Genomic DNA, 23,649 nt, shown 5'->3' with positions numbered 1-23,649 from the left:
AGAAAGCAGGGGGCTGTCCAAAAAGCCGTGCATAGCCGGCATTTTGGACAGTAGCGATGATGTTTCGCAAAATGCTGATTCATATAAAGTGAACCTTCAATCAGTGGGGGTTTTCGCACATCCCCCACTTAAATATCTTGATTTTATCTGCTATTTTGAAGTGGGGGTCTGTGCTCCTGCGGTTACTCGTCGCAAACAAATTTGTTAATACGGGATAAACAGAGAACGCCTCTTTTAAAAATGGGTGAATATTGGCTTTAGCAGTGGTATCCTTCAAGCGATGAAAACATTGATTTCAATGCGGTGGCAAAACAAAATGGACTTTGGGACAACTCCCTTTATAACGTGGAAGTTATTTGGACTGCTTTTTTTAGCAAATATCCAATAGAGCAGCTTCAAATTAATTTTTGTTTACAAAAACCTTTGAAATATAAGCTTTCCATATAGATGTTTAAATCTATTATTATAGGTGTACAAGCTCCTTCCATTCAATAAATGACTTAAAAACACGAACTTTTGTATTCGCTAGGCGTCATTTGCTATAATAGAGGCAGTGAAGCGAAAGGAGTTTGAACAATGAAAGTAATTAAAATAAATCCACGTGGTTATTGCTATGGCGTTGTTGACGCAATGGTCATCGCGCGCAATGCTGCATTAGATAAATCTTTACCAAGACCTATTTATATTTTAGGGATGATTGTTCATAATAAACACGTTACGGATGCTTTTGAGAAGGACGGTATTATTACACTGGACGGGGAAAACCGTAAAGAAATTATTGAACAAGTGGAGCAAGGCACTGTTATTTTTACCGCGCACGGTGTTTCGCCGGAAATTCGCGAGATTGCAAAACGAAAAGGGCTTATTTCAATCGATGCGACTTGCCCTGATGTAACCGTAACACATGATTTAATTCGTGAAAAATCGGCATTAGGCTACGACATTATTTATATTGGGAAAAAGGGACATCCCGAACCAGAAGGTGCAATTGGCGTAGCTCCTGAACATGTTCATCTTGTTCAATCTGTTAAAGATGTTGAGCAGTTAAATATTACAAATGAAAAATTGCTCGTAACGAACCAAACAACGATGAGCCAGTGGGATGTTTCCACACTAATGGACAGCCTACAGCAAAAATTCCCTCATATCGAGGTGCATAAAGAAATTTGCCTTGCTACACAAGTACGACAAGAGGCAGTAGCAGAGCAAGCAGGGGCAGCGGAATTACTAATCGTTGTTGGGGACCCTATGTCAAACAACTCCAATCGCTTAACACAGGTGTCGGAGGAAATTGCCAATACGAAATCATACCGCATTGCCGATATTAGTGAGCTCAAGATAGAATGGCTAGAAGGGATTGAAACAGTTGCTGTAACAGCAGGTGCCTCTACACCGACGCCAATCGTTAAAGAAGTTATTGCTTTTTTAGAAAAATACGACCCTGCAGATACGTCAACTCACGAGCTTACTCGCACTGTAACACTTGATAAAATATTACCAAAAATTAAAGAGCCTAAGCCTGTAGAAAAAATAATGCCCTATTAATAGACAAGGACGAGGACGTCTGAAAAGCGCTGCTTTTCAGACGTTTTTTCAATTTAAAATGAGGATGCAAAAATCATCTTTTCAGTATAACAAAAACCAGCAACTACAAGAGCAAACGGTTTAGCGTATATTAATCAATTATGCCACTTGAATCAACACGATGTTGGTCACTCAGTCGTTACACACATATTGCAGTAGTCTTACCGCTTATTGAAAGAAGTTAAAAATAAAGCAGTCCAGAAAATGTTACACATTCTGGACTGCTTTCTTATTATTTTGTACCTTCGACAAAATTCTTCGACATTTCTTGCTAAAAAATTCTGTACACTTTCATAACAAAACAAGTAACCATTCATTTCCGACGTAATTTTGACAAATTTGTGAACTTCAAATTCCGCACACAATGTGACATTATTTTCATTTAAAGTAATATACAATACATATATCAATCAAATTTAAGGAGTTCTATCATCATGTTGAAACACTTTTTCGAGAAAACGATTCTGAAATATAGAATCGAATTAAAAAGAAAGCAAATGTATAAAATAGCCAAGGACTTAGGCTACACACATCCAAAAGTAGTTGAATCCAGCCAGCAATTAGATACATTACTCAACATATACTTAAAAAGAGCTTCGTAGCAAGTAAACTTATTGCTGTGCTCGCTTACGCTCTTTTCGATATTCCGTATAACGCAATACACTGCCTCCAATTGCAAAAATCATACCGATGCTAATAAAGATAACACGCATCGCTACTGATGTAGTAGGTAGGACATTAAAAATCGTCGTTAACACAACAAATAAACCAGAAATTGATACTAAATAACCCGCTAAACCGATACTCATGTTTTTCACCTCAAGTCAAATTTTATCGTGCTCGTCTTGAAATTGCAATGTAACATCATTAAGTGATTATCCTGTAGACATCAATATGTAAAGGGCTAAAGAAAAGACAGATGCACATCTGCTCTCCCTTAGCCCAATTTTTTAAATAAATTGGAACGGCTCTGTATGAATTGTCGACTCGATAAATTGTACAGGCAGTTTTTTCTCCTTGCATAGCGCTGTCATTTTCTCCGTAACACCTTTAATCATAACCTTTTCCACATGATGTCCTGGATCTACAATGCTTAACCCATTGACCTCCGCATCTTGCGCCATATGGAAGCCGATATCTCCTGTGACAAAGACATCTGCACCTGCACGTTTTGCGGCTGCAATATAACTATTACCATCGCCGCCTACGACAGCTACTTTTGCCACAGTTTGCTGTAAATCACCTACCACCCGTAAGCAAGGAACATTTAACTGTACTTTCACAAATTCTGCAAACTGCTGCAATGTTAAGGGCTCCTGTAACGTGCCGATACGACCTAAGCCCGCCTCGTTTGTCGTGAGTGCCATTGCCCATACATCATAAGCTGGCTCCTCATATGGATGTGCATTAAGCATCGCTTTTAATACACGATTTTTTTGACTGCTTGGGAAGACAACCTCGATTTTTTGCTCTGGCTCTATATTTACTTCACCTATTTCACCTACAAATGGATTGGCTCCCTCTAAAGCACGAAAACGCCCTTCACCAACCGTCGTAAAGCTGCATGTATCATAAGCACCTATTTGCCCTGCTCCCGCATTAGCTAGGGCTGTTCTTACTGTCGTTGCATATTCAGCAGGCACATATACAGCTAGCTTTATGAGCTGCTCACTATATGTATGCTCTAAAATTTTGCGATTTTCAAGCTGTAACGCATCCGCCAGTAAATCATTCACACCACCCTCTACAACATCTAAATTCGTATGGGCTGCATAAACTGCAATATCGTGCTTTAAGCATTTTTCGTAAAGCTGTCCAGCTGGTGTATCTGTTCGTAAATGACTTAGCTTACGAAAAATAGGTGGATGATGGGCAATAATTAGCTCACAGCCTTGCTCGATTGCCTCCTCCACTACTGCCATCGTTACATCTAGAGTAACAAGCACTTTCGTTACCGTTTTATTCACTGTCCCAATAGCTAGTCCGATTGGGTCATTTGGCATACATGCAAGCTTTTTCGGTGACCAGCTTTCGAACAATTGAATAATTTCATTTCCATTCACTAATTTCATGATGATAGCACCCCTTCGACAAGTTGAATTAATATCTGTAGCTCCTCTTTCTTCGCTTGTATTTCAGGCGTTGTTTCTGCTTTATTCAAATCCTGTAAAATTCTTTGCCAATTATCTATTTCCTTCGTCCATTTCTTCACAAAGGTAGCTGAACGCTGTGCAATTAAATGATTTCCCAGTAAAATTTCAGCAGATGTTAAATGCATTGCTCCGCGCTGTAATACGAGTATTTCATAGATTTTATCATCCTCCTCTAAAATTACTTCATCTAAAATTGCCCAGCCATGTACTAATGCCCATTCACGTATAACTTTTGCATGAATATTTGGTTGTAAAATTAAGCGGGTCACTGAACGTAGCACTTCCGGATGTTTTTCTAATATCGAGACAATTAAAGGACCACCCATTCCTGCAATTGTAATCGTATCAACCTCATCCCCCTGTTCAACAGCGGCTAAACCATCAGCTAATCGCACCTTAATATTATTTGTTAACCCTTCCGCACGCACTTGACGTAGCGCAGACTCATATGGACCTTTTACAACCTCACCTGCTATTGCGCCTGAAACGATGCCTTGCTGCACTAAATAGCACGGTAAATAAGCATGATCGCTCCCGATATCTGCTACAATTGCACCTGTTGGTACGAAGGAGGCTACTGTTTCTAATCGTTTAGATAGCTTTTGCGCGTTCATAAAATACCTCTTTTCTGCAATATCTCCACTCTATTATAGTAGAAAAGCTTATCATTTGCCGAGTTAAAGAAAAAAATAATCGACTCAACCCTAAGTAACTGGGGTTAAGCCGATTAATCATTTTGCGTTATTCATATTGTTTCATGAATAGGACACAACTACACCGATTATTCTAAAGATAAAATGTATTCAGCTACTGCTTCCTCGTTACCTTTTGCAGTACCTGCAGGCATTGCGCCTTTACCATTCGTTAAAATATCAACGATTTCCTCTTTAGATAGTGCTATGCCATGTAAATTTGGTCCCATACCACCTGTTAAATCGCCACCGTGACAACCAATACAACCAGCCGTTAATGCTGCGCCATCTGTTTGTTCAGTTGTTTCGCCGCCTTCAGCCTCTTCGTTGCCTCCAGCACCGTTTATTGACATGAAGAAAATAAGTCCGATACCGAATGCTAAAATTAAGATGTACGGAAAAACTGGATTGTTTTTCATTCGATTTACCTCCCTTGTTAGTCATTTTGGTTCTATATGATAGAATCTATTCAACAATAATCATTGTACTGCATTCAGTTGAAAACGGAAAGCCCTAAAGCATAAGTTTTACTTTGTTTGTAACAATTTCGCCATCTAACTATTAATCAGTCAAAATATGTCTTGCAATTACTAGCTTCTGTACCTCAGAAGTTCCCTCACCGATTTCTAATAACTTGGCATCACGCATATATCGCTCTACCTCATATTCGCGCATATAGCCATAACCGCCATGTATTTGGATTGCTTCATCACACACTTCCATTGCCATCTCGGATGCGTAATATTTAGCAATTGCTGCTTCTTTGCTGAAAGGACGTCCTTGATCCTTTAACCAAGCCGCTTTGTACACATATGTACGTGCAATTTCCACCTTTACTGCCATATCCGCTAGTTTAAATTGTGTCGCCTGAAAATCAGCAATCGCTTTGCCGAATTGCTTACGTTCCTTAGCATATTGTACAGCTTTATTCAAAGCACCTTGTGCTATACCTACAGCCATTGCCGCAATACCGATACGTCCACCGTCTAATGTTTGTAAAAATTGCTTAAAGCCATTCCCCTTTGTACCAAGTAAATTTTCCTCTGGTACAACAACGTTTTCTAAAATAAGCTCTGTCGTATTAGAGGCATTTAAGCCCATTTTTTCATATTCATCCTTAATCGTGAATCCTTTAGCATCTGTCGGTACAATAATCGCACTTATTTCCTTTTTTCCATCCTTCATATCTGTGATGGCCGTTAATGCTAAATGCTTGGCGTAGCTAGCATTTGTAATAAACATTTTTGAGCCATTAATCGTAAATTGATTATCTGCAAGTACCGCTCGAGTTTCAGTACCACCTGCATCAGAACCCGCATTCGCCTCTGTTAAACCAAAAGCACCGAAGGATTCTCCCGTACAAATTGGCGTTAAATAACGCTCTTTTTGTTCTTTCGTGCCAAATAAATGAAGAGGTGCTCCTCCTAAAGAAATATGAGCGGAATATGTAATGCCTGTCGAAGCACATACGCGGCTTAACTCCTCCGTCACAATGGCAAAGCTAATTGTATCTGCTCCAGCACCACCGTACTCTTCTGGGAATGGCAATCCCATAATCCCCATCTTGCTTAATTGCTCAAATATCTCTTTTGGAAACGCTTTCTTTCTGTCGCGATCAATAGCGCCCGGTGCCACTACCTCATCTGCAAATTCTTTCATTGTGCGTTGAATCATACGTTGCTCATCTGTTAAATCAAAAAACATTATGTCCACCCCTTTGTATGTTTACACTTTTATTCTATAAGAAATAGCTGCATTTTAACAGCATTTTCGAACTAAAAAGAAGAAAATCAGCTTTCATCATATGAAAAACTGATTTTTAGGTTTAAAAAATATTGCCAATTACACCTCGGCGTAATTGCGTCGAGATTTTGAATTGCGCTCGCATAATTTACTCCTTTCAAAATCCCTAACATCCCCTGGAGGCTTACTAGGATGGAGCTGTCAAAAAAATGATTTTGTATAGCAATCGCATAGAAAGGGAAATTTTTCTTCTTCTCTTTCATTTTAGAGAAACACTGCTAAACCCTGTGTTTCTAGCATTTTCAAAGAAAGCTCTCTCTATTTTATAGGAGCAATTTTTTTGCCAAAACGCCAGCATCAACGTCCAAAAGCTATGCACAGCTTTTTGGACGCCTCTATAAAAGGCAATTTAAGTATTCATCACACCACCTATAGAGGTGGGCGTTTTCTACTGAACCATTATAAAAAGAAATAAATCCCGATAGCTAGCATTCCTAAAACACCTGATACTGTAAAATAGACAATTTTCAAGGCTAAACCTGAAATAAACCATAGCAGGCAATTTCCTAATAATGCTATATATAGGACGGTAATATTATGTGGGAAATAGGTAATGCAAACTTGCACCGTCACCGCTAATAGCAATAACGCACTCGTTAAATGTAGCAATGGTGATAGCATTTGATTTTTTTTAGCTACGTAAAAAGCACCAATCAAGCAACCTATAGCCAAGACTGCTGTAAAAATAGCAACTAGCCAAACAGCATTCATCGTGAAAAGAAGTATAATAAAAATAATAGCAATTATCGGCATTATTGAATATTTAGCTAATGCCTTTCTTTTTTCTTGTGCTATTACAGATTGAGAGGGCTTGCCCTGTATTTCTGTTTGCTTCTCTCCTTCAGTGTAAAGCGTCGTTAAAAAATCACAATAATGCTCAGGCAGTAGCTTATTTTGCTTCCAAAATGTTATTTCATTAATAATTATTTGCTTTCGTTGGTTCGACATCTTTATTCTCTCCAAACCATTTTGTTATGTATAGTTCTATCATAATGAAAACATTCCTATTCTAACATCGGCAAAAAGTAACATCTACACTAAATTTCACTCATAGTTTTAGTAAATATTTGTGGGAGGTGGCGGAAAAATGCCGTACGGTTGCCGACATTCTTTGCGTCGGCGCTTGTGTTTGGTTAGAGAGTGCAAAGAGCATTGAGGCTAGTCATTCTTTTTACTTAGAGCAAGCATCTAATGTCCTATCATTTTCAAAGTTAGCGCTTACTATTTTCATAGGCGGACTTTTTTGCTAAAATACCAGCAAAAGCGCCCAAAATGCCGGCTACTGCACGGCTTTTTGAGCGCCCTTTATTTTATTCTAAAAAGTCTTTTAAACGTTTTGAACGGGACGGATGACGCAGCTTACGCAGTGCCTTCGCCTCGATTTGACGAATACGCTCACGTGTAACGCCAAACACTTTTCCCACTTCCTCAAGTGTTCTTGTACGTCCATCATCTAATCCAAAACGTAAGCGAAGTACGTTTTCTTCACGGTCAGTTAACGTATCAAGCACATCTTCAAGCTGTTCCTTTAAAAGCTCATAAGCTGCATGGTCTGAAGGTGATTGTGCCTCAGAATCTTCGATAAAATCGCCTAAATGTGAATCATCTTCTTCACCAATTGGCGTTTCAAGTGAAACAGGCTCTTGAGCAATTTTTAAAATTTCACGCACTTTTTCAGGTGTTAAGTCCATTTCCTCGCCAATTTCTTCTGGGGACGGCTCACGTCCTAAATCTTGTAGCAATTGACGCTGTACACGAATCAGTTTATTAATGGTTTCAACCATATGCACAGGAATACGGATTGTACGAGCTTGGTCAGCAATTGCACGTGTAATCGCTTGGCGTATCCACCATGTTGCATAAGTAGAAAATTTAAAGCCTTTGCGATGGTCGAATTTTTCAACCGCTTTAATAAGCCCCATATTTCCTTCTTGGATTAAATCCAGGAATAACATGCCGCGACCAACATAGCGCTTTGCAATCGATACAACGAGACGCAAGTTCGCTTCCGCTAAACGTTTACGCGCTTCTTCATCGCCCTGCTCAATACGCTCCGCTAAACGAATCTCTTCTTCAGCAGAAAGTAAATCAACACGACCTATTTCCTTTAAGTACATGCGCACAGGGTCATTAATTTTAACACCCGGTGGCACACTCAAATCGTTTAAGTCAAATGTTTCTTCATTCGCTTCTTGCTTAGACAACGCATCTTCTTCGAATTCCTCTTTACCTTCTACCGTAATACCGTGACTTTCGATATTTTCCGCAAAATGGAAGATTTCTTCGCTTTCTAGCTCAAAAGCAGCTAGTCTATCAGAAATTTCTTTCATCGAAATTTCGCCTTCTGTCTTTGCTTTACTTTGAAGAAGCGCCTTTACTTCCTCTAACGATAGTTCATTTACTGTTTCTTTTGAGCGTTCTGATTTGTCCGCCATAAACCTTCCTCCTTCTAAAAAAACGAATCGAGTTACATCGTCGCTAAAGTTCTTCTTAAATGGACAATCTTTTGCATAATCTCCATTGCTTGTTTATATTCATGCATCTTTTCTGCTTCCGACTGATTTTGACGTAATGTGTCAATTTCAAGCTGGATGCGATGTTTTTTAATATGCTTTAAGCAATCTGCAATTTCTGCCTCTGCATAATCTGGAGCTCGTTCTGCTAATGCAGCTTCCATGACAATTTTACGTAACTCTGAATCTTCAATTACCTCTACAAACCGTTGATAATCGGCTGTACTAAACTCCTCGTAAAAGCCGATTAGTCGAACAAAAACAGCCATATACTCATCTCTTACAAAGGGCTCCTCGCCACTCTGCAAAACCTTATCGACTACATGCACATTGTGAAGCATGTGTGAAAGCAGTAGTCGTTCTGCGCGCTCCGTTGCAGTTAACGGCTTCTGCGTCAATGGTACTGGAGCAACTTCATGCAGCGGTATTTGTTCATCTTTATAGCGTTTTGACTTTGTTGCCTCTAGTTTTCGATATTGTGCATAAATAGCTTCTTGAGAAATAGATGTTTCATTCGCAAGCTGCGTTATATATAAATCACGCTCTATTGGTGAAGATACCCCAACAAGCTCTTCTAGCACTTCTTGTACGTATTGCAGCACATCATTTTCAAATTGAAAATTTTTATTGCGCCTTGCATACATCATCATAAAAGCAATATAAGCATGGGGCTTGTCAATTATTTGTGTTTTAAACGCTTCAGCACCATATTGACGTATATAGTCATCTGGGTCGAGCTTGTCCGGTAAAACAGCCACCTCTACTTTTAAGCGTTCAGCCTTGAGCAACTGACTTGAGCGACGCGCTCCCTCCATTCCAGCAGAATCCCCATCATAGCAAACCGTAATTTGCTCCACTAAGCGTTTGAGCCTTTGGATATGCTGTGGTGTAAGCGATGTGCCCATCGTCGCAACTGCATTCGTAACGCCTGCATTTGTCGCTGCTAATACATCGACAAATCCTTCCATTAGAACAACCTGACGTGTTTTTCGAATTGTAGCCCGCGCTTTATCTAAGTTGTATAGTATTTCGCTTTTATGAAAAATTGGTGATTCAGGACTGTTCATATATTTTGCTTCTTCAGCATCTGTATTTAAAATTCGCCCTGAAAACGCAATCACCTTCCCATTATCGTCGCGAATTGGAAACATAATTCGTCCCCTAAAGCGATCGAAATAAGAACCATCACTTTCCCGTCGAATCACAAGTCCACATTCAGCCATTTCTTCTAATGAAAATTCTTTTCTTTCTAGAAATGTAGTAAGTGAATCCCATGAAGGCAATGCCCAGCCAATTTTATGGCTTTCAATTAACTCCTCGGTGAAGCCGCGATTCAATAAATATTGTAAAGCTTCTTCCCCATCCTCGGTATTCATTAATAAATGATGGTAAAACTCCATTGCAAAATCATGTGCCTGTCGCATATTTGCTTCGGCTTTTGAAATGGTTTTTGCAGGCTGTGCACTAGTCGTTAGCTCTGCATCTAATTGGACGCCTGCTCGTTCACCAAGTTTCACAACAGCATCTGGGAATGTTATATTTTCAATATCCATCACAAATGTAATTGCATTCCCACCTGCCCCACAACCAAAGCAATGGAATATTTGCTTATCTTGCGAAACGGAGAAGGAGGGCGTTTGCTCCCCGTGAAACGGACATAAACCAAACCAGTTACGCCCTCTTTTCGTCAGCTGCATATAATCGCTAATAACATCAACTATATCCGACTGTGAACGAATTTGTTCAATTAATTGTTCAGGTATTTTTTTGGTCATTCCATCACCATTTTCAGTTGTTACATAAACATAATTCGAGATATATCTTGAAAATCCTCTATTATACGACAAAAAATAATCGCAAGGGTTGTACAGCCAATTATGCCCCAACTAACTCTAGTTCAGATTTTTTAAGTAAGTTCGAAAACTCTTCTTCAAAATTTGTGACATCTGCCGGAGGCTTTATTTGAATTTAGCGAGTGCCCTACCATTCACGTAAATCAAATACCCAATGGAGCATTCATCTGACTTATCTTTTAAGATGGGTATTTTTCACTAAATCAAGATAAATATCTCTACTTCTAAATATTTTTACCACAATTTTATTATTATAAAACAATTATTTCATTTTAGCCATACATTTTTGTTAGCACACTAAAAAACCTCATCCTTTTCGGATAGAGGTAGCTTATGCCCTTGCACGTATTTTATCCAAAATAACATTTGCTGTTTCTTCCACTGCTGTGTTTGTCACGTCGATTACCTCACAGCCAATACGGTTAGCAACACGAGTGAAATGTTCAATTTCCTGTTGAATGCGATTATGCTGTGCATAAATCGCATCATCATTTAAGCCGAGCGTTTTTAAGCGCTCTTTTCGTATGCCATTGAGGTTTTCAGGTGAAATAATTAAACCGAAGCATTTTTTAGGGTCTACTGCAAAAAGCTCAGCTGGTGGGTCGACTTCTGGTACGAGTGGCACATTTGCTACTTTTAAGCTTTTATGTGCTAAATATTGTGATAAAGGCGTTTTGGATGTTCTTGAAACACCTATTAAAACGACATCAGCAAGTAGCACACCGCGCGGGTCTCGACCGTCATCATACTTTACCGCAAATTCAATTGCCTCAATCCGCTTAAAATAATCATCATCTAATTTATGCATAAGCCCCGGTCGCTCTAATGGTGCCTGTTTGATTGAATTCTCCAATAGCTCTATCATCGGACCGAGCAAATCAATCGCTGCGACATGTTGTGCTAAAGCAGTGGCATAGAGCTTTTGCCGCATCTCTTTTTCTACTAATGTATAAACAATGATTGCCTTTTCCTGTATAGCGAGTTGCACAACTTCATGAAGCTCTTCAAAGCTTTTAATGCGTGGAAAACGGCGAATTTCTACATTTTGAAAGGTCGGTCTAAATTGACTAACCGCCGCTCTAACTGATAATTCCCCTGTTTCACCTACAGAATCTGAGACAACAAAAAAAATCAGATTATCCAAAACATCACCTACAATTCATGAATTTGTGCAAGTGAAATGAAGGCCTTTGTCACATTTGTTTTCGTTAATCGACCAATAATCTCAATGCCATTCACCGTTTCATTTACTACAGGTAAAGAGTCGATTTCACGATCAATTAATTTTTTAGCAGCTTCAATTAAAAAATCACTTTTTGTACAATACGCAATATTTGGCATGCGCGTCATAATAATATGTACAGGAATTTTATTCAAGTCTTGTGAGCCGATGCTCGTACGCAATAAATCTTTACGTGATAAAACACCTTGTAAACAATTATTTTGATCCGCTACAAATAACGTACCTACATCTTCTAAAAACATATGACAAATAGCGTCATAAACGGTCATATTTTCAGAAACAATGACTGGTACAGATTGAAAATCCTTTACTTTTAAATTCATAAGGGAGTCTGTTAATGTCTTTGTGTTCTTTTTGCCTGCATAAAAATAACCAACACGTGGTCTTGCATCTAAAAAACCAGCCATCGTTAATATTGCTAAGTCTGGTCTCAATGTTGCTCTCGTTAAGCTTAAACGCTCTGCAATTTGCTCTCCTGTGATTGGACCGTTTTCCTTTACAATTTGCAAAATAGCGTCTTGACGTTTATTGAGTTCGATTTTGACTCACCTGCTTTTAATAATGTTATACTGATTACGTTATTATTATATACTATTTCAAAGTGGATTGCGAAGAAAAGAATTGGGGCTATAGCACTTGCACAAAAAAAATTTTGTTGTATACTAAACCATATATATTAAGCGATGATTGAGCTATAAGTATCTTTTCACCTTAGCGAGTAGGGATTGGTGCAAGCCTACGCCGAAAAGAGAAACGGCACTCAGGAGCTATTTTTTCGAAAGAGGTTCAAGCAGCGATGTTTGAGCAATCAGGGTGGAACCGCGGATTCTGTACATGACAGCATTCGTCCCTGGGCATAATACGCCCGGAGACGAATGCTTTTTTTCGTTCCAACGGGCATGACAATAGGAGGTATTTTCATGACACAAAAATCAATGGAAACAATCGTATCACTTGCAAAGCATCGTGGATTTGTCTTCCCAGGCTCTGAAATTTACGGAGGCTTAGCAAACACTTGGGATTACGGTCCACTTGGAGTGGAGTTAAAAAACAATATTAAAAAAGCTTGGTGGCAAAAGTTCGTTCAAGAGTCTGAACATAATGTTGGCTTAGATGCAGCTATTTTAATGAATCCAAAGGCATGGGTTGCTTCTGGTCACGTTGGAAACTTCAACGACCCAATGATTGATTGTAAGGCATGTAAAGCGCGTCATCGTGCCGATAAATTAATCGAAGATGCTTCTTTAGAAAAAACAGGTAAGGAAATTATCGTTGACGGTATGAGCTTTGAGCAAATGAAGGCAAAGATGGAGGAGCTAGAGGTAGCTTGTCCAGATTGCGGTAAAATCGACTTCACAGATATCCGTCAATTCAACTTAATGTTTAAAACACATCAAGGTGTAACAGAATCTTCATCGAATGAAATCTATTTACGCCCTGAAACAGCACAAGGTATTTTCGTTAACTTTAAAAACGTACAGCGCTCAATGCGTAAACGTACACCATTCGGTATCGCGCAAGTCGGCAAATCATTCCGTAATGAAATTACACCGGGTAACTTCACATTCCGTACACGCGAATTCGAGCAAATGGAGCTAGAATTTTTCTGCAAGCCAGGTGAAGACCTAGAATGGCATGCTTATTGGAAAGAGTTTTGCAAAAACTGGCTCCTAAACCTTGGCATGAAAGAGGAATCTATGCGTCTACGCGACCATGAAGCAGATGAGCTTTCTCACTATTCAAACGCAACGACAGACATCGAATTCCGCTTCCCATTTGGCTGGGGCGAGCTATGGGGTGTGGCTGACCGTACAGACTACGATTTAAAACAGCATATGGAGCACTCTGGTGAGGACTTCACATATATCGACCCTGTAACGAATGAACGTTATGTGCCATACTGCATCGAGCCATCATTAGGCGCTGACCGTGTAACATTAGCATTCCTATGTGACGCTTACGATGAGGAGCAGCTAGAAGGTGATGATAAGCGTACAGTTCTACGCTTCCACCCTGCTCTAGCACCATTCAAAGCAGCTGTTTTACCATTATCGAAAAAACTATCAGAGGAAGCAGGCGAAGTATGGGCAAACTTACGCAAAGCATTCCCTGTGGATTTCGATGAATCCCAATCAATCGGTAAACGCTACCGCCGCCAAGATGAAATCGGCACACCTTTCTGCATCACATACGACTTCGACTCTAAAGAAGATGGCCAAGTAACAGTACGCCACCGCGACAGCATGGACCAAATCCGTATGCCGATAACAGAAGTAGAAGCTTACATCTCAAAGCACTTACAATTTTAATATGGGTTGAGGGGAAGCCTGTCGCTTCCCCTCTCTACGTTTAACCCGGCAGACGGATTTGCGACGAGGATTGTGATGCGTCAGCATGACAACCGCAGGAGCACCCGCAAGTATGCCGATAACAGAAGTAGAAGCTTACATCTCAAAGCACTTACAATTTTAATATGGGTTGAGGGGAAGCAACGCGCTTCCCCTCTCTGCATTTTATGAGCGAATCCATCGGAGTTATGAGCGAATTTGCGGATTTTACGAGCGAGTTCTCCTACTTTACGAGCGAAAGTCACTTGTTTATGAGCGAATCAGTACTTTAGACCTAATAAATAAGGTTTTTCTTCTCTACAAGTCATTAATTTGTGGCTAAATAAAAAAACGCATGAAATCAAATTCAAACACTTTGATTTCATGCGCTTTTCGTTTTATTTTACGAACTTCACATTTTGTAATTTATGGTGACCGGAATCGTTAATCCAATAGCCTTCAATTTGTTCACTCACGCCAGATAAATAGGCTTGGTGGTGCACATAAACCATTGGAGCTTCTTCGATTAAGCGCTCTTGCAACTCTTTATATAACGCTAAACGTTTTGTTGTATCAATTTCTTCGCGCGCTTGATCTAATAGTGAATCAATTTCTGCATTTTCATAGAAAGTACGGTTACCCGGGTCTCCCTTATTTTTAGAGTGGAATAATTGTGTTAGGAAGTAATCCGCATCTCCAACTGGGTTAGATAAGCCTAAAATAAACATATCATGCTCACCTGCGCCTGTTTTTGCTAAATATGCTCCCCATTCCACAACTTCTATAGCAGCATCAATATTAACTTTTCTTAACTCTTCTTGCAGCATAATCGCAATGTTCTGACGCTGTGGATTGTCATTCGTCCAGATTGTTGTTTTAAAACCATCTGCAAATCCTGCTTCTGTCAGCAATTGTTGCGCTTTTTCAAGATTGTATGTTAACGGCTGTAAAGTAGAATCATAGCCAAATACATTTGGCGCTAAAGGACCGATTGCTGCCTCCCCAAAGCCATCATAAATACCATCAATAATCATTTGTTGATCAACTAACATCGAAATTGCTTGACGTACTCGAACATCATTAAACGGCTCTTTTTCTACATTGAATCCAACATATGACAAAGACGAACCTGGTGCAACATCTACACTGTTCGGAGAAGATTCAACAAGTGCCACTTCATTCGGTTGAATTGGTTCGATAATATGCGCATTTCCTGTTTCTAGCTCCGCAACACGTGTCGCACTTTCTGGAATAACTTTAATTGTTACAGAATCGACAAATGCCTTTTGCCCCCAATATTCTGTGTTATTAACAAGCTTGATTTCCGCCCCTGCTGTCCAGTAATCAAACTTCATAAAGCCTGTACCAACTGGCCCTTCCATATTTACTAATTGCCCCGGGCTATTACCAGCAGCCATCGACTCATAATCTGCGTCAATTTGTGCCGGTGAAATCATTACACCTACTGGATGATTCAAGTGGTTAATAAGTGGAGCGAATGGATAATGCGTATGAATGCGCACTACATATTCCTCAACAACTTCAACTTCTTTAATAGATTCAAATAAAAACGCACGTGGTGCTGCAATCTCTGGATCTAATAAACGTTCAAAGTTTTTCTTTACAACTTCCGCATTAAAATCTTCCCCATCATGGAATTTAACACCTTCTACAAGCTTAAATTCCCAAGTTACATCATCAATTGCTTCCCAGCTTTCCGCTAGACTCCCTACAATTTCATCGTTTTGATTTTTCTTTACAAGTCCTTCTGTAATATTGGACAACACGGAGGCAGATGGCACGTCTGTTGATAAATGTGGGTCAAGATTTGCCGCATCTGATAGTGTCGCCAATACTAGGTCGCCACCAGTAACCGCTTCTGTTTGCTCACCCGAAGTATTTGTATCTGTATTAACTTCGCTATTTTCCACATCGTCACTATTACAAGCAACAAGAATTACGGAAAGCAGCATTAATACCAAAAATAGTAATCCTTTCAATTTTCCCATTAGTATACCTCCATTTTTACTTCCCTATTATTTTTAAGGAATTCAAACTAAATGCTACCATTGTTAATAGAATATTTCAATGAATATTCTAAATTTTTATTCAATTTTTATTTTTATAAATATAATTTTTTTATTAGAAAAATAAAGAACTTAAATTACCCACTCTGATAAACAATCAAAAATTCTCTACAATATCACTTAACACACAACTTCTTTCTCTTATGCAGAAAATAAAAATCATTACCCTCTCTATTCAATAAAATATTTTAAAATAATAAACAAAAAATTTTTTATGCATAATAATTCCATTGATTATCCATCGTCTATAGGTGGAGTAAGCTTTTACTAAATTACCAAAAAGGCTGTCCGAAAAGGAATACTTTTCGGACAGCCTAAGCTTTTATATTAAATATTTGCTAAACATTTTTGTACCTGCTGCTTCACTTTCGACACATAAAAGATTGACTCGTTGCAAAGAGACCGTTTCAAAATAGCTTTTCAGATGCCATCCTTTATTACGATTGCACCTTAAACTGACTAATCTCCGACTGTAAGTCATTCGCCATCGTTTCCAATACATTTGCAGAGCTTGCAATTTCCTCATTAGCTGCTGTTTGTTGTTCAGCAGAACGCATAATATTATGTAAGCTTAGCGTAATACCATTTGCAATTTCCGCAATATCGTTCGCTACATGGCTCGTTTCATTTGTTTTATTATTTACTGTACGCACAATGTCTGTTACATCATTTGTACGTGTACTAATATTAGCTACATATTCTACGATATTTTTAAAGGCTTCCCCAGTTTGTTCAACCGATGCTCGCCCTTCTTCCACATACTTTGTACCACTATTAATTGCTGTTACCGCGCTGGATGTTTGGCTTAAAATATCATCAACTAATGTACGAATATCATCAGCTGCTCTACCCGATTCCTCTGCTAATTTTCTTACTTCATCTGCGACAACTGCAAACCCTTTTCCGGCATCTCCAGCACGTGCTGCCTCAATTGAAGCATTTAAAGCTAATAAGTTAGTTTGATCTGTAATGCTTGTGATTAACGCTAAAATCGAACTAATTTCCTTCGATTTCTCGCCTAATGCATTGACAACTTCTGTCGATTCATTCACAGACTTCTTAATTGTATTCATCTTTTCAATGGTTTGCTCAATTAGCTCTATTCCTAAATCTGCTTTTTGGTTCGTTTCAGCCGCTACATCTGCTACATCTTGGACGACAGAGGATACCTGACCCATTTCTTTGCTAATTAAATCCGATGATTCTGATAATTTTTGCATCTGCTCTAACTGCCCCGCTGCGCCAACGACCATACTTTGAATAGAGTTAGAAATCGTTTCGACAGATGTGCTACTTTGCTCTGTAATCGCCGCAAACTCTCGAGTATAAGCTGTTACATCTGTCGAGGCTTTATTTGCTTTTTCAATCACTGTTCCGATTTGCTCTAGCATATGATTAAACTCTGTTGACAATTGCCCTATTTCATCTTTGTATTTATCGTCAATACGTACTGTTAAATCACCATCAGCTGCCTGTGCCATTGCCTTTAGTACTCGATTCATTCGCTTTAAAATAATATAGCGTGTACATAGCGCAATAATTACTGTTCCGATAAATAATGAAATGAATGTATTAATTACAACGCCCGCAATACCATCTAATTCAATTACTTTACTAACTTGTAAACTAATAAATTGTGAAATATGTGAGCTAATAAATAAACTTAGCCCTACAGCTAAAATCATTTTAAATATTAAACTTTTCCAAAATTTTATTTCACGAGAAAATAATTTTTCTTTTACCATAGCTGCTCCCCATTCCTATGTAAATCTACTATCATTGTAAAATAAACATTAAAATTAGTAAAATAGTTGCTCCTCACCCAATCACTTAGTCCTATTTATCATTATAATATTCTTGCCAAAAACGAGTATAGAGCCCTAATGAAAAGGCGATATCATTTTGTAAATTGCTAATCGCAATATTTATACGTTTGCGCGAATAAGTACCCTGCTTATTTATATGATAAGCTACTGTTTCCTCCATGTGCATTAATAAATCGACCATTTGTTCTAAATACATTTTCGCCTCAGTTGAAAGCATCGACTCTTGAAAACCTAAATGAATAAGAGCATTTTTGGCAGATTGAACATTTGTTAAAATTTGTCCCCACTGCGCACGTTTCATAGGTCTATTGAAATCTGTCAGCCAGCTCATCTCATACAATGCCAATAAGGAAATCGAATAAGACACAACATAATCTGGTTGCAGCGCTTTTTCCTCATATAGCGATTGCAAAACCGCTAAATCCTCCTTATATTTCTGCTGACGCATTTCATCAGTCTCTACTGCGACAGTCGGATATACACTAAAAATTGAATATGGAAAGATAATGCCTGAGAACAGCGCAGCAACTAGTAGCCCAATAATTAAAAGCTTCAGTTTTCGTATTATTCCTCGCCTTTTCGCCTTCATCATGGTTTTGATTGATGCCTCCATTCTTTGAAAAAATCTAATAGCTTTTTATGTAATTTTTCATCCACATTTATAATCTCACAACCATGATTATCGTATAAAGAGAAAATTTAATCAGCGGGGGTTTTCCTCATCCTCACTGATTGTTAGTTGAACCAATTGGGCTTTTATGCGCAGTGGAGCTCCCACTTAACCGTAAGCGTCTTAGGGATAAATTACTTTAATTCTATTTAATTCCCCTTGGCATACGAAATTTAATATAACGAATGACATTTTCTATATATCTTTCTATCGGCTGACTTGTATCAACTACTAAACATTTGAAATCGATTGGCTTTTTTGCACTGTTAAGCGTAGCATAAAAGCCTTCCTTCGAACGAATTTCACTAATTTGACTGAGCATCTTTTCTCTGCTTTTTAAACGATGATTGATTTCCTCAAAATCATCAAGGTAGCATTCAATATATTTATATTCTGCATCATATTTTTGAGCTAATTTTATTCCCTTTTCAATCATTTCCTCGTATAAGCACGGGCTATCAAGAATCACACTGTGCCCCTGAGATAGATGAAAATCAGCTAATGAAAAATCAATCGTATAGCTTATTTTCCCGGCAAGCTTTCCATCAAAAGAGCTGTCTGCTTCAATCGAATTTAATAAAGCAGATTTTACAATGTCGTGGTCAATAATGATAAAGCCCATTCTATTAGCGATTTCTCTGGCCAGTGTAGATTTTCCTGAACCTGGGAAGCCAGACATTTGTATAAAGTACATTTCCATTCCCCCTCTATAAAGCATTCTACTGCTCCTTATCCCAACTAACAGTGCTTTTTCAAACGAATTATTCTACGAAATCCATTTGTATTAATCAGGGATTTTTCTTTTATGTATACTTTATTTAATACCAAATATGGGGAAATGGCTAGAATATTTTATTAAAATATGTCGGAAATCAGCCATTCACAAAATTACTTTTCCCTTGAAAAACATCATTGCGTTTGCATTAATCGTTTTACTAAAATTTCAATAGTAATGAATTAACTGATAATTCCATCGTGACATTCTAGAAAACATATGCTATATTGTTAACTAATTGCATAGCCATCCACTGGAGGTGCCGTTGTGAACGGCTGAGATCAAAGTAAACTTTGGGATTCCTGGAACCTGATCTAGTTGATACTAGCGTAGGAAAGTGGTCGCCTATTATTTGTTACGATTTTTTAAGTAAGCGTTACTTTTCCTATGGGAGAAGTAACGTTTTTTTATTGGAGGAAACTAAAATGATTCATGCTATTACGAGTGGTCAAGGCTTTACACCACAAACAATTGACCAAATAAAGGGTGTCGCTACTCGTGTTGATGCCATTATTATTCGCGAAAAGCAGCTCTCACTTACTGAAATCGATAACGCAATTGCCGCACTTTTACAGGCTGGTATAAGTGCAAAGCAATTAATCATTCATACATATGTGGAGCTCGCTTACAAATACGACTTACTTGGCTGTCATTTTGCAGCAAATCAGGCTGTAAATGTGACACAGCATCCTTTTATATGTGGGCAATCTACGCATACAAAGGCTGAAGCGTTACAAAGTGCTGAAAGAGGTATGCATTATTTATACTTTTCTCCTGTCTTTCCAACAACCTGTAAACCAAATGTACCAGCGCAAGGGCTTCAGGCACTTGCTGAAACATGCCGTACTGTCAAAATACCCGTGCTTGCACTCGGTGGTATAACAAGCAGCAATGCACAACAAGTGATGCAGGTCGGCGCACAGGGCTATGCCGCAATATCAATGTTTTTTAACTAAGGGGAGCAATTTATGAAGTGTCAAGGCTTTACGATTATCGGTGGTGGGGTTATTGGATTATCTATCGCCTATCAATTATTAAAACAGCAACAGCCTGTGACGATTTTCCATACAGAAAAAACAACGACAGCATCACTCGCTGCTGGGGGTATGCTTGGTGGTCAAAATGAATTTCACACACCTTCGCCCCTTTATCATTTAGCACTGGAAAGTCGAGAGCTACACAAAGCACTCGCCGAGGAGCTATTACATTTAACTGGGCAAGAAGTTGGTTTATTACCTTCCGGGCTAATTAAAATTGCAGCTGCTGAGGAAGATAGAGTAAATTTGCAGCAGCAGTATCAATTTTTATATCAGGACCGCCCTACCTCTGTACAATGGCTAAATCAAACAGAGTTACAGCAATACGAACCTTTATTGGGTCATTCTATTACAGAGGGCTTTCATATATACGAGGACCATCAAGTAAATGCAAGAAATTTAACAAAGGCTTTAGCACTTGCTGTACAGAAGCTTGGCGCAAATATAATTGAAGAGGAAGTTATTGCGATAGAGAAAAAGCAACAACAAGTTACACATATCCAGACAGCCTCTAAGCGCTACGCTGTTCAGCAAGCTGTTTTGGCTGCGGGTGCCTGGACAGCGAAGCTTGCAGCCAAACTTCATATTACTTGCCCGGTGCACCCAGTAAAAGGGGAATGCTTAATGGTAAAAGCGGCACAGCTACCGAAGGCAACCATTTTTTCAATAGAAGGCTGTTATATCGTACCAAAGCACAATAATCGTATATTGATTGGTGCTACGAGCTATCCTCTGCTAGAAGATGATGCAGTAACTGTCGGTGGCATTTATTCTTTATTATCCCGAGCTATTCATATGATGCCATCACTAACGAAGGCTGAGATTGTCGAAACTTGGTGTGGTGTGCGGCCACAAACAATAGACGGACTTCCAATTATGGGTACTACGCAATATAGCAATTTATTTATATGCACAGGACATTATCGCAACGGTATTTTATTAAGTGCCATTACTGGGCTTTTGTTTAGTCAATTCTTATTGGGTGATAGCGTAGCAAAGCAACGGTTAGCGCCTTTTTCATTGCAACGCTTTACGATTTAAAGGAGGTGTGCATTTTGCGCTTATACGTCAACGGTCACAATATGGAAGTACCACAATCTATTACAACTGTTGTCCAATTACTAGAACATTTACAGCTCAATAAAGAGCTTGCCATTGTTGAAGTAAACGCGGAAATCTTACAGCCTGCGGAACGTGACAGCAAGGAAATTAAAGCAGATGACCATATCGAAATTGTACAATTTGTAGGAGGAGGATAATCATGCTACATATCGGACCATATCAATTTAATTCACGCCTCTTATTAGGCACAGGGAAATTTAAAGATTTTGCTACACAGAAAGAAGCGGTGGAAGTATCTGAAACAGAAATTTTAACATTTGCTGTGCGTCGTATGAATATTTTTGAACCAACACAGCCAAATTTTTTAGAAAAAATCGATGTACAAAACTATACACTCTTACCAAATACAGCAGGCGCGAAAAATGCAGAGGAGGCTGTGCGCATCGCTAACCTTGCGAAAGCCTCTGGTTTATGTGATATGGTTAAGGTCGAAATCATCGGCTGTAATCAAACATTACTACCGGACCCTGTAGAAACATTACGTGCTACAGAAATGCTATTGGAGCAAGGCTTTATCGTCTTACCATACACTTCCGATGATGTGTTGCTAGCAAAGCACCTACAAGATTTAGGCTGTCACGCTATTATGCCAGGTGCTTCTCCTATCGGGTCAGGTATGGGAATCGTCAATCCACTTAATTTATCCTTTATTATCGAGCAAGCAAAGGTGCCCGTCATTGTTGATGCTGGTATTGGTTCCGCTGCAGATGCGGCACAGGCGATGGAGCTTGGCGCGGATGCCGTATTATTAAATACCGCTGTCTCAGGAGCTAAAGACCCTGTAAAAATGGCTTCAGCTATGAAGCATGCAATTATTGCTGGACGCGAAAGCTTTGAAGCTGGACGCATACCGAAAAAAATGTATGCAACAGCATCTAGTCCATTAGAAGGTATAAGCAGGTGAGCCGTTATTCAAGACAGGAGCGCTTTCTCCCAATTGGCACTACTGGACAAGCGCTTCTTGCTGAAAAGCATGTCCTCATCGTTGGTGTCGGAGCACTTGGTGCAACAATTGCTGATTTGCTAGTGCGGGCAGGGATTGGTGAGATTTCGCTGATTGACCGAGATTTCGTCGACTTATCTAATTTGCAGCGTCAAATGCTATACAGTGAAGCCGATGTGACCGCCCGTTTACCAAAAGCGACCGCCGCTAAAAGACGCTTACAGAAAATTAATCATACATTGACAATCCATGCTTATAACGAGGAAGCCAATGTCGAACTTTTTGAGCATATACTAGCAACACAATCTATTGATTTGATAATTGACGGTACAGATAATTTCGATATTCGTTTTATCATCAATGATATTGCTCATAAATACAGGATTCCATGGATTTATGGTGCGTGCGTTGCATCAAGCAGCCTTTCCTTTTTCATTAAGCCAGGAAAAACTGCTTGCCTGCACTGTATAATGGGTGGATTACCTACTACAGGACCAACTTGTGACACGGCAGGGATTTTAGCCTCTGCCTCACAAGTAACAGCAGCTCTACAAGTAGCAGAGGCATTGAAATATTTAACAAATAATGAAACCGCGATGCGCGGAAGCGTTTTTTCAATTGATGTGTGGCAAAACACCTTCTCCTCTGTCAAGGTGGACGGACTAAAAAAGCAAACCTGCCCAACATGCGGAGAAAAACCAACATATCCATTTTTGCAGCCCAATGCCACAACAAAATTCGCCTCACTATGTGGTCGCGACACAGTGCAAATTCGCCCTGTTTATAAAATGCGTGATTTATATGCGCTAAAAAAGCAGCTAACTTCCGAGAAAATAACACATTTCAATGATTTTCTCATTAGCTTCAATGTAGAAAGTTATCAGCTCACCGCATTTAAGGATGGGCGCGTTTTCGTGCATGGCACTGCCGACATACAACAGGCAAAAAGCGTCTATTATCAATATTTTGCTTAATAAAGGAGAGAACAACTATATGAAAACACCACCATTTACTACATCCT

General features: G+C 39.1%; 22 protein-coding genes and 1 riboswitch. Of the genes, 8 read left to right on the top strand and 14 right to left on the bottom strand.

The annotated features are described in order from the left end of the window. Positions 1-576: 576 nt before the first annotated feature. Together C9J36_RS05900 and C9J36_RS05895 are read left to right on the top strand one after the other, a co-directional pair. Positions 577-1,545, top strand: a complete 969-nt coding sequence (locus C9J36_RS05900; protein WP_066163933.1) for a 4-hydroxy-3-methylbut-2-enyl diphosphate reductase — start codon at positions 577-579, stop codon at positions 1,543-1,545. Between the two features lie 473 nt (positions 1,546-2,018). Beyond that, the gene (locus tag C9J36_RS05895; protein ID WP_082798956.1) at positions 2,019-2,186 is read left to right on the top strand and encodes an aspartyl-phosphate phosphatase Spo0E family protein; all 168 of its coding nucleotides are present in this window, start codon (positions 2,019-2,021) and stop codon (positions 2,184-2,186) included. 9 nt (positions 2,187-2,195) lie between these two features. Here the strand turns inward: C9J36_RS05895 and C9J36_RS05890 are convergent, their stop codons facing one another. The 10 genes from C9J36_RS05890 to ccpN all read right to left on the bottom strand — a co-directional run bounded on the left by C9J36_RS05890 (position 2,196) and on the right by ccpN (position 12,380). Next, entirely contained in the window at positions 2,196-2,393 is a 198-nt protein-coding gene (locus tag C9J36_RS05890; protein ID WP_066163937.1) for a hypothetical protein, read from the bottom strand. Positions 2,394-2,534: 141 nt separating this feature from the next. After that, positions 2,535-3,656, bottom strand: coding sequence for a Nif3-like dinuclear metal center hexameric protein (locus C9J36_RS05885; protein WP_107942505.1), 1,122 nt, complete (start codon positions 3,654-3,656; stop codon positions 2,535-2,537). Next, the gene (locus tag C9J36_RS05880; RefSeq protein ID WP_107942504.1) at positions 3,653-4,351 is read right to left on the bottom strand and encodes a tRNA (adenine(22)-N(1))-methyltransferase; all 699 of its coding nucleotides are present in this window, start codon (positions 4,349-4,351) and stop codon (positions 3,653-3,655) included. Before C9J36_RS05880 ends, C9J36_RS05885 begins: the two co-directional genes overlap by 4 nt. Positions 4,352-4,518: 167 nt before the next feature. Further along, positions 4,519-4,848, bottom strand: a complete 330-nt coding sequence (locus C9J36_RS05875) for a c-type cytochrome (protein WP_066163948.1) — start codon at positions 4,846-4,848, stop codon at positions 4,519-4,521. Between the two features lie 142 nt (positions 4,849-4,990). Continuing rightward, positions 4,991-6,133 carry an acyl-CoA dehydrogenase family protein gene (locus C9J36_RS05870; RefSeq protein ID WP_107942503.1) on the bottom strand — a complete coding sequence of 381 codons (1,143 nt, stop codon included), beginning with the start codon at positions 6,131-6,133 and terminating at the stop codon, positions 4,991-4,993. Positions 6,134-6,631: 498 nt separating this feature from the next. Next, positions 6,632-7,180 (bottom strand): hypothetical protein, encoded by a 549-nt coding sequence (locus C9J36_RS05860; protein WP_107942501.1) that lies wholly within the window; start codon positions 7,178-7,180, stop codon positions 6,632-6,634. Positions 7,181-7,542: 362 nt separating this feature from the next. Continuing rightward, positions 7,543-8,667: an RNA polymerase sigma factor RpoD gene (gene rpoD, locus C9J36_RS05855; RefSeq protein WP_066163957.1), complete on the bottom strand. Its 1,125-nt coding sequence runs from the start codon at positions 8,665-8,667 to the stop codon at positions 7,543-7,545. Positions 8,668-8,699: 32 nt separating this feature from the next. After that, complete coding sequence (gene dnaG / locus C9J36_RS05850) at positions 8,700-10,520, bottom strand: DNA primase (RefSeq protein ID WP_066163960.1); 1,821 nt, start codon at positions 10,518-10,520, stop codon at positions 8,700-8,702. Positions 10,521-10,929: 409 nt separating this feature from the next. Next, positions 10,930-11,742 carry a pyruvate, water dikinase regulatory protein gene (locus C9J36_RS05845; protein ID WP_107942500.1) on the bottom strand — a complete coding sequence of 271 codons (813 nt, stop codon included), beginning with the start codon at positions 11,740-11,742 and terminating at the stop codon, positions 10,930-10,932. Positions 11,743-11,750: 8 nt separating this feature from the next. Further along, a complete protein-coding gene (gene ccpN / locus C9J36_RS05840; protein WP_235616047.1) occupies positions 11,751-12,380 on the bottom strand; it encodes a transcriptional regulator CcpN in 630 nt (209 codons plus the stop codon). A gap of 381 nt (positions 12,381-12,761) precedes the next feature. On the opposite strand from ccpN, the gene C9J36_RS05835 reads away from it, so the two are divergent. Further along, positions 12,762-14,150 (top strand): glycine--tRNA ligase, encoded by a 1,389-nt coding sequence (locus C9J36_RS05835; RefSeq protein ID WP_107942499.1) that lies wholly within the window; start codon positions 12,762-12,764, stop codon positions 14,148-14,150. A gap of 416 nt (positions 14,151-14,566) precedes the next feature. Here the strand turns inward: C9J36_RS05835 and C9J36_RS05830 are convergent, their stop codons facing one another. From C9J36_RS05830 to C9J36_RS05815, 4 genes are all read right to left on the bottom strand, one after another. Beyond that, positions 14,567-16,177, bottom strand: a complete 1,611-nt coding sequence (locus tag C9J36_RS05830) for a glutathione ABC transporter substrate-binding protein (RefSeq protein ID WP_107942498.1) — start codon at positions 16,175-16,177, stop codon at positions 14,567-14,569. Between the two features lie 515 nt (positions 16,178-16,692). Further along, positions 16,693-18,000: a methyl-accepting chemotaxis protein gene (locus C9J36_RS05825; protein WP_107942497.1), complete on the bottom strand. Its 1,308-nt coding sequence runs from the start codon at positions 17,998-18,000 to the stop codon at positions 16,693-16,695. Positions 18,001-18,091: 91 nt separating this feature from the next. Then, positions 18,092-18,673 carry a hypothetical protein gene (locus C9J36_RS05820; protein WP_107942496.1) on the bottom strand — a complete coding sequence of 194 codons (582 nt, stop codon included), beginning with the start codon at positions 18,671-18,673 and terminating at the stop codon, positions 18,092-18,094. 223 nt (positions 18,674-18,896) lie between these two features. Next, positions 18,897-19,445: a P-loop nucleotide/nucleoside kinase family protein gene (locus tag C9J36_RS05815; protein WP_107942495.1), complete on the bottom strand. Its 549-nt coding sequence runs from the start codon at positions 19,443-19,445 to the stop codon at positions 18,897-18,899. A 326-nt stretch (positions 19,446-19,771) separates the two neighbouring features. Then, positions 19,772-19,879: riboswitch (TPP riboswitch) on the top strand. A 72-nt stretch (positions 19,880-19,951) separates the two neighbouring features. Between C9J36_RS05815 and C9J36_RS05810 the strand changes: the two genes are divergently transcribed. The 5 genes from C9J36_RS05810 to C9J36_RS05790 are packed head-to-tail and all read left to right on the top strand — an operon-like array spanning position 19,952 to position 23,602. Beyond that, positions 19,952-20,482, top strand: coding sequence for a thiamine phosphate synthase (locus tag C9J36_RS05810; protein ID WP_107942494.1), 531 nt, complete (start codon positions 19,952-19,954; stop codon positions 20,480-20,482). A 12-nt stretch (positions 20,483-20,494) separates the two neighbouring features. Then, on the top strand, positions 20,495-21,604 hold the full coding sequence (gene thiO, locus C9J36_RS05805) for a glycine oxidase ThiO (RefSeq protein WP_107942493.1): 1,110 nt from the start codon (positions 20,495-20,497) through the stop codon (positions 21,602-21,604). 14 nt (positions 21,605-21,618) lie between these two features. Further along, on the top strand, positions 21,619-21,822 hold the full coding sequence (gene thiS, locus C9J36_RS05800) for a sulfur carrier protein ThiS (protein WP_066163988.1): 204 nt from the start codon (positions 21,619-21,621) through the stop codon (positions 21,820-21,822). Positions 21,823-21,824: 2 nt separating this feature from the next. Continuing rightward, positions 21,825-22,589, top strand: a complete 765-nt coding sequence (locus C9J36_RS05795; RefSeq protein ID WP_107942492.1) for a thiazole synthase — start codon at positions 21,825-21,827, stop codon at positions 22,587-22,589. Then, positions 22,586-23,602, top strand: coding sequence for a ThiF family adenylyltransferase (locus tag C9J36_RS05790; protein WP_107942491.1), 1,017 nt, complete (start codon positions 22,586-22,588; stop codon positions 23,600-23,602). Before C9J36_RS05795 ends, C9J36_RS05790 begins: the two co-directional genes overlap by 4 nt. Positions 23,603-23,649 lie beyond the last annotated feature (47 nt).

Origin of the sequence: Metasolibacillus fluoroglycofenilyticus (genome assembly GCF_003049645.1) — a bacterium.
GTDB lineage: Bacteria > Bacillota > Bacilli > Bacillales_A > Planococcaceae > Metasolibacillus > Metasolibacillus fluoroglycofenilyticus.
This window is presented reverse-complemented; position numbering and strand designations above follow the sequence as displayed.

Excerpts from the sequence above, each read along its gene's own strand:
- C9J36_RS05880 (WP_107942504.1), bottom strand. The coding sequence starts at position 4,351 with ATGAACGCGCAAAAGCTATCTAAACGATTAGAAACAGTAGCCTCCTTC.
- thiO (WP_107942493.1), top strand. The coding sequence starts at position 20,495 with ATGAAGTGTCAAGGCTTTACGATTATCGGTGGTGGGGTTATTGGATTA.
- C9J36_RS05895 (WP_082798956.1), top strand. The coding sequence starts at position 2,019 with ATGTTGAAACACTTTTTCGAGAAAACGATTCTGAAATATAGAATCGAA.
- C9J36_RS05900 (WP_066163933.1), top strand. The coding sequence starts at position 577 with ATGAAAGTAATTAAAATAAATCCACGTGGTTATTGCTATGGCGTTGTT.
- C9J36_RS05875 (WP_066163948.1), bottom strand. The coding sequence starts at position 4,848 with ATGAAAAACAATCCAGTTTTTCCGTACATCTTAATTTTAGCATTCGGT.
- C9J36_RS05860 (WP_107942501.1), bottom strand. The coding sequence starts at position 7,180 with ATGTCGAACCAACGAAAGCAAATAATTATTAATGAAATAACATTTTGG.
- C9J36_RS05820 (WP_107942496.1), bottom strand. The coding sequence starts at position 18,673 with ATGATGAAGGCGAAAAGGCGAGGAATAATACGAAAACTGAAGCTTTTA.
- C9J36_RS05885 (WP_107942505.1), bottom strand. The coding sequence starts at position 3,656 with ATGAAATTAGTGAATGGAAATGAAATTATTCAATTGTTCGAAAGCTGG.
- C9J36_RS05810 (WP_107942494.1), top strand. The coding sequence starts at position 19,952 with ATGATTCATGCTATTACGAGTGGTCAAGGCTTTACACCACAAACAATT.
- C9J36_RS05815 (WP_107942495.1), bottom strand. The coding sequence starts at position 19,445 with ATGTACTTTATACAAATGTCTGGCTTCCCAGGTTCAGGAAAATCTACA.
- C9J36_RS05890 (WP_066163937.1), bottom strand. The coding sequence starts at position 2,393 with ATGAGTATCGGTTTAGCGGGTTATTTAGTATCAATTTCTGGTTTATTT.
- C9J36_RS05830 (WP_107942498.1), bottom strand. The coding sequence starts at position 16,177 with ATGGGAAAATTGAAAGGATTACTATTTTTGGTATTAATGCTGCTTTCC.
- rpoD (WP_066163957.1), bottom strand. The coding sequence starts at position 8,667 with ATGGCGGACAAATCAGAACGCTCAAAAGAAACAGTAAATGAACTATCG.
- dnaG (WP_066163960.1), bottom strand. The coding sequence starts at position 10,520 with ATGACCAAAAAAATACCTGAACAATTAATTGAACAAATTCGTTCACAG.
- C9J36_RS05825 (WP_107942497.1), bottom strand. The coding sequence starts at position 18,000 with ATGGTAAAAGAAAAATTATTTTCTCGTGAAATAAAATTTTGGAAAAGT.
- C9J36_RS05835 (WP_107942499.1), top strand. The coding sequence starts at position 12,762 with ATGACACAAAAATCAATGGAAACAATCGTATCACTTGCAAAGCATCGT.
- C9J36_RS05795 (WP_107942492.1), top strand. The coding sequence starts at position 21,825 with ATGCTACATATCGGACCATATCAATTTAATTCACGCCTCTTATTAGGC.
- C9J36_RS05870 (WP_107942503.1), bottom strand. The coding sequence starts at position 6,133 with ATGTTTTTTGATTTAACAGATGAGCAACGTATGATTCAACGCACAATG.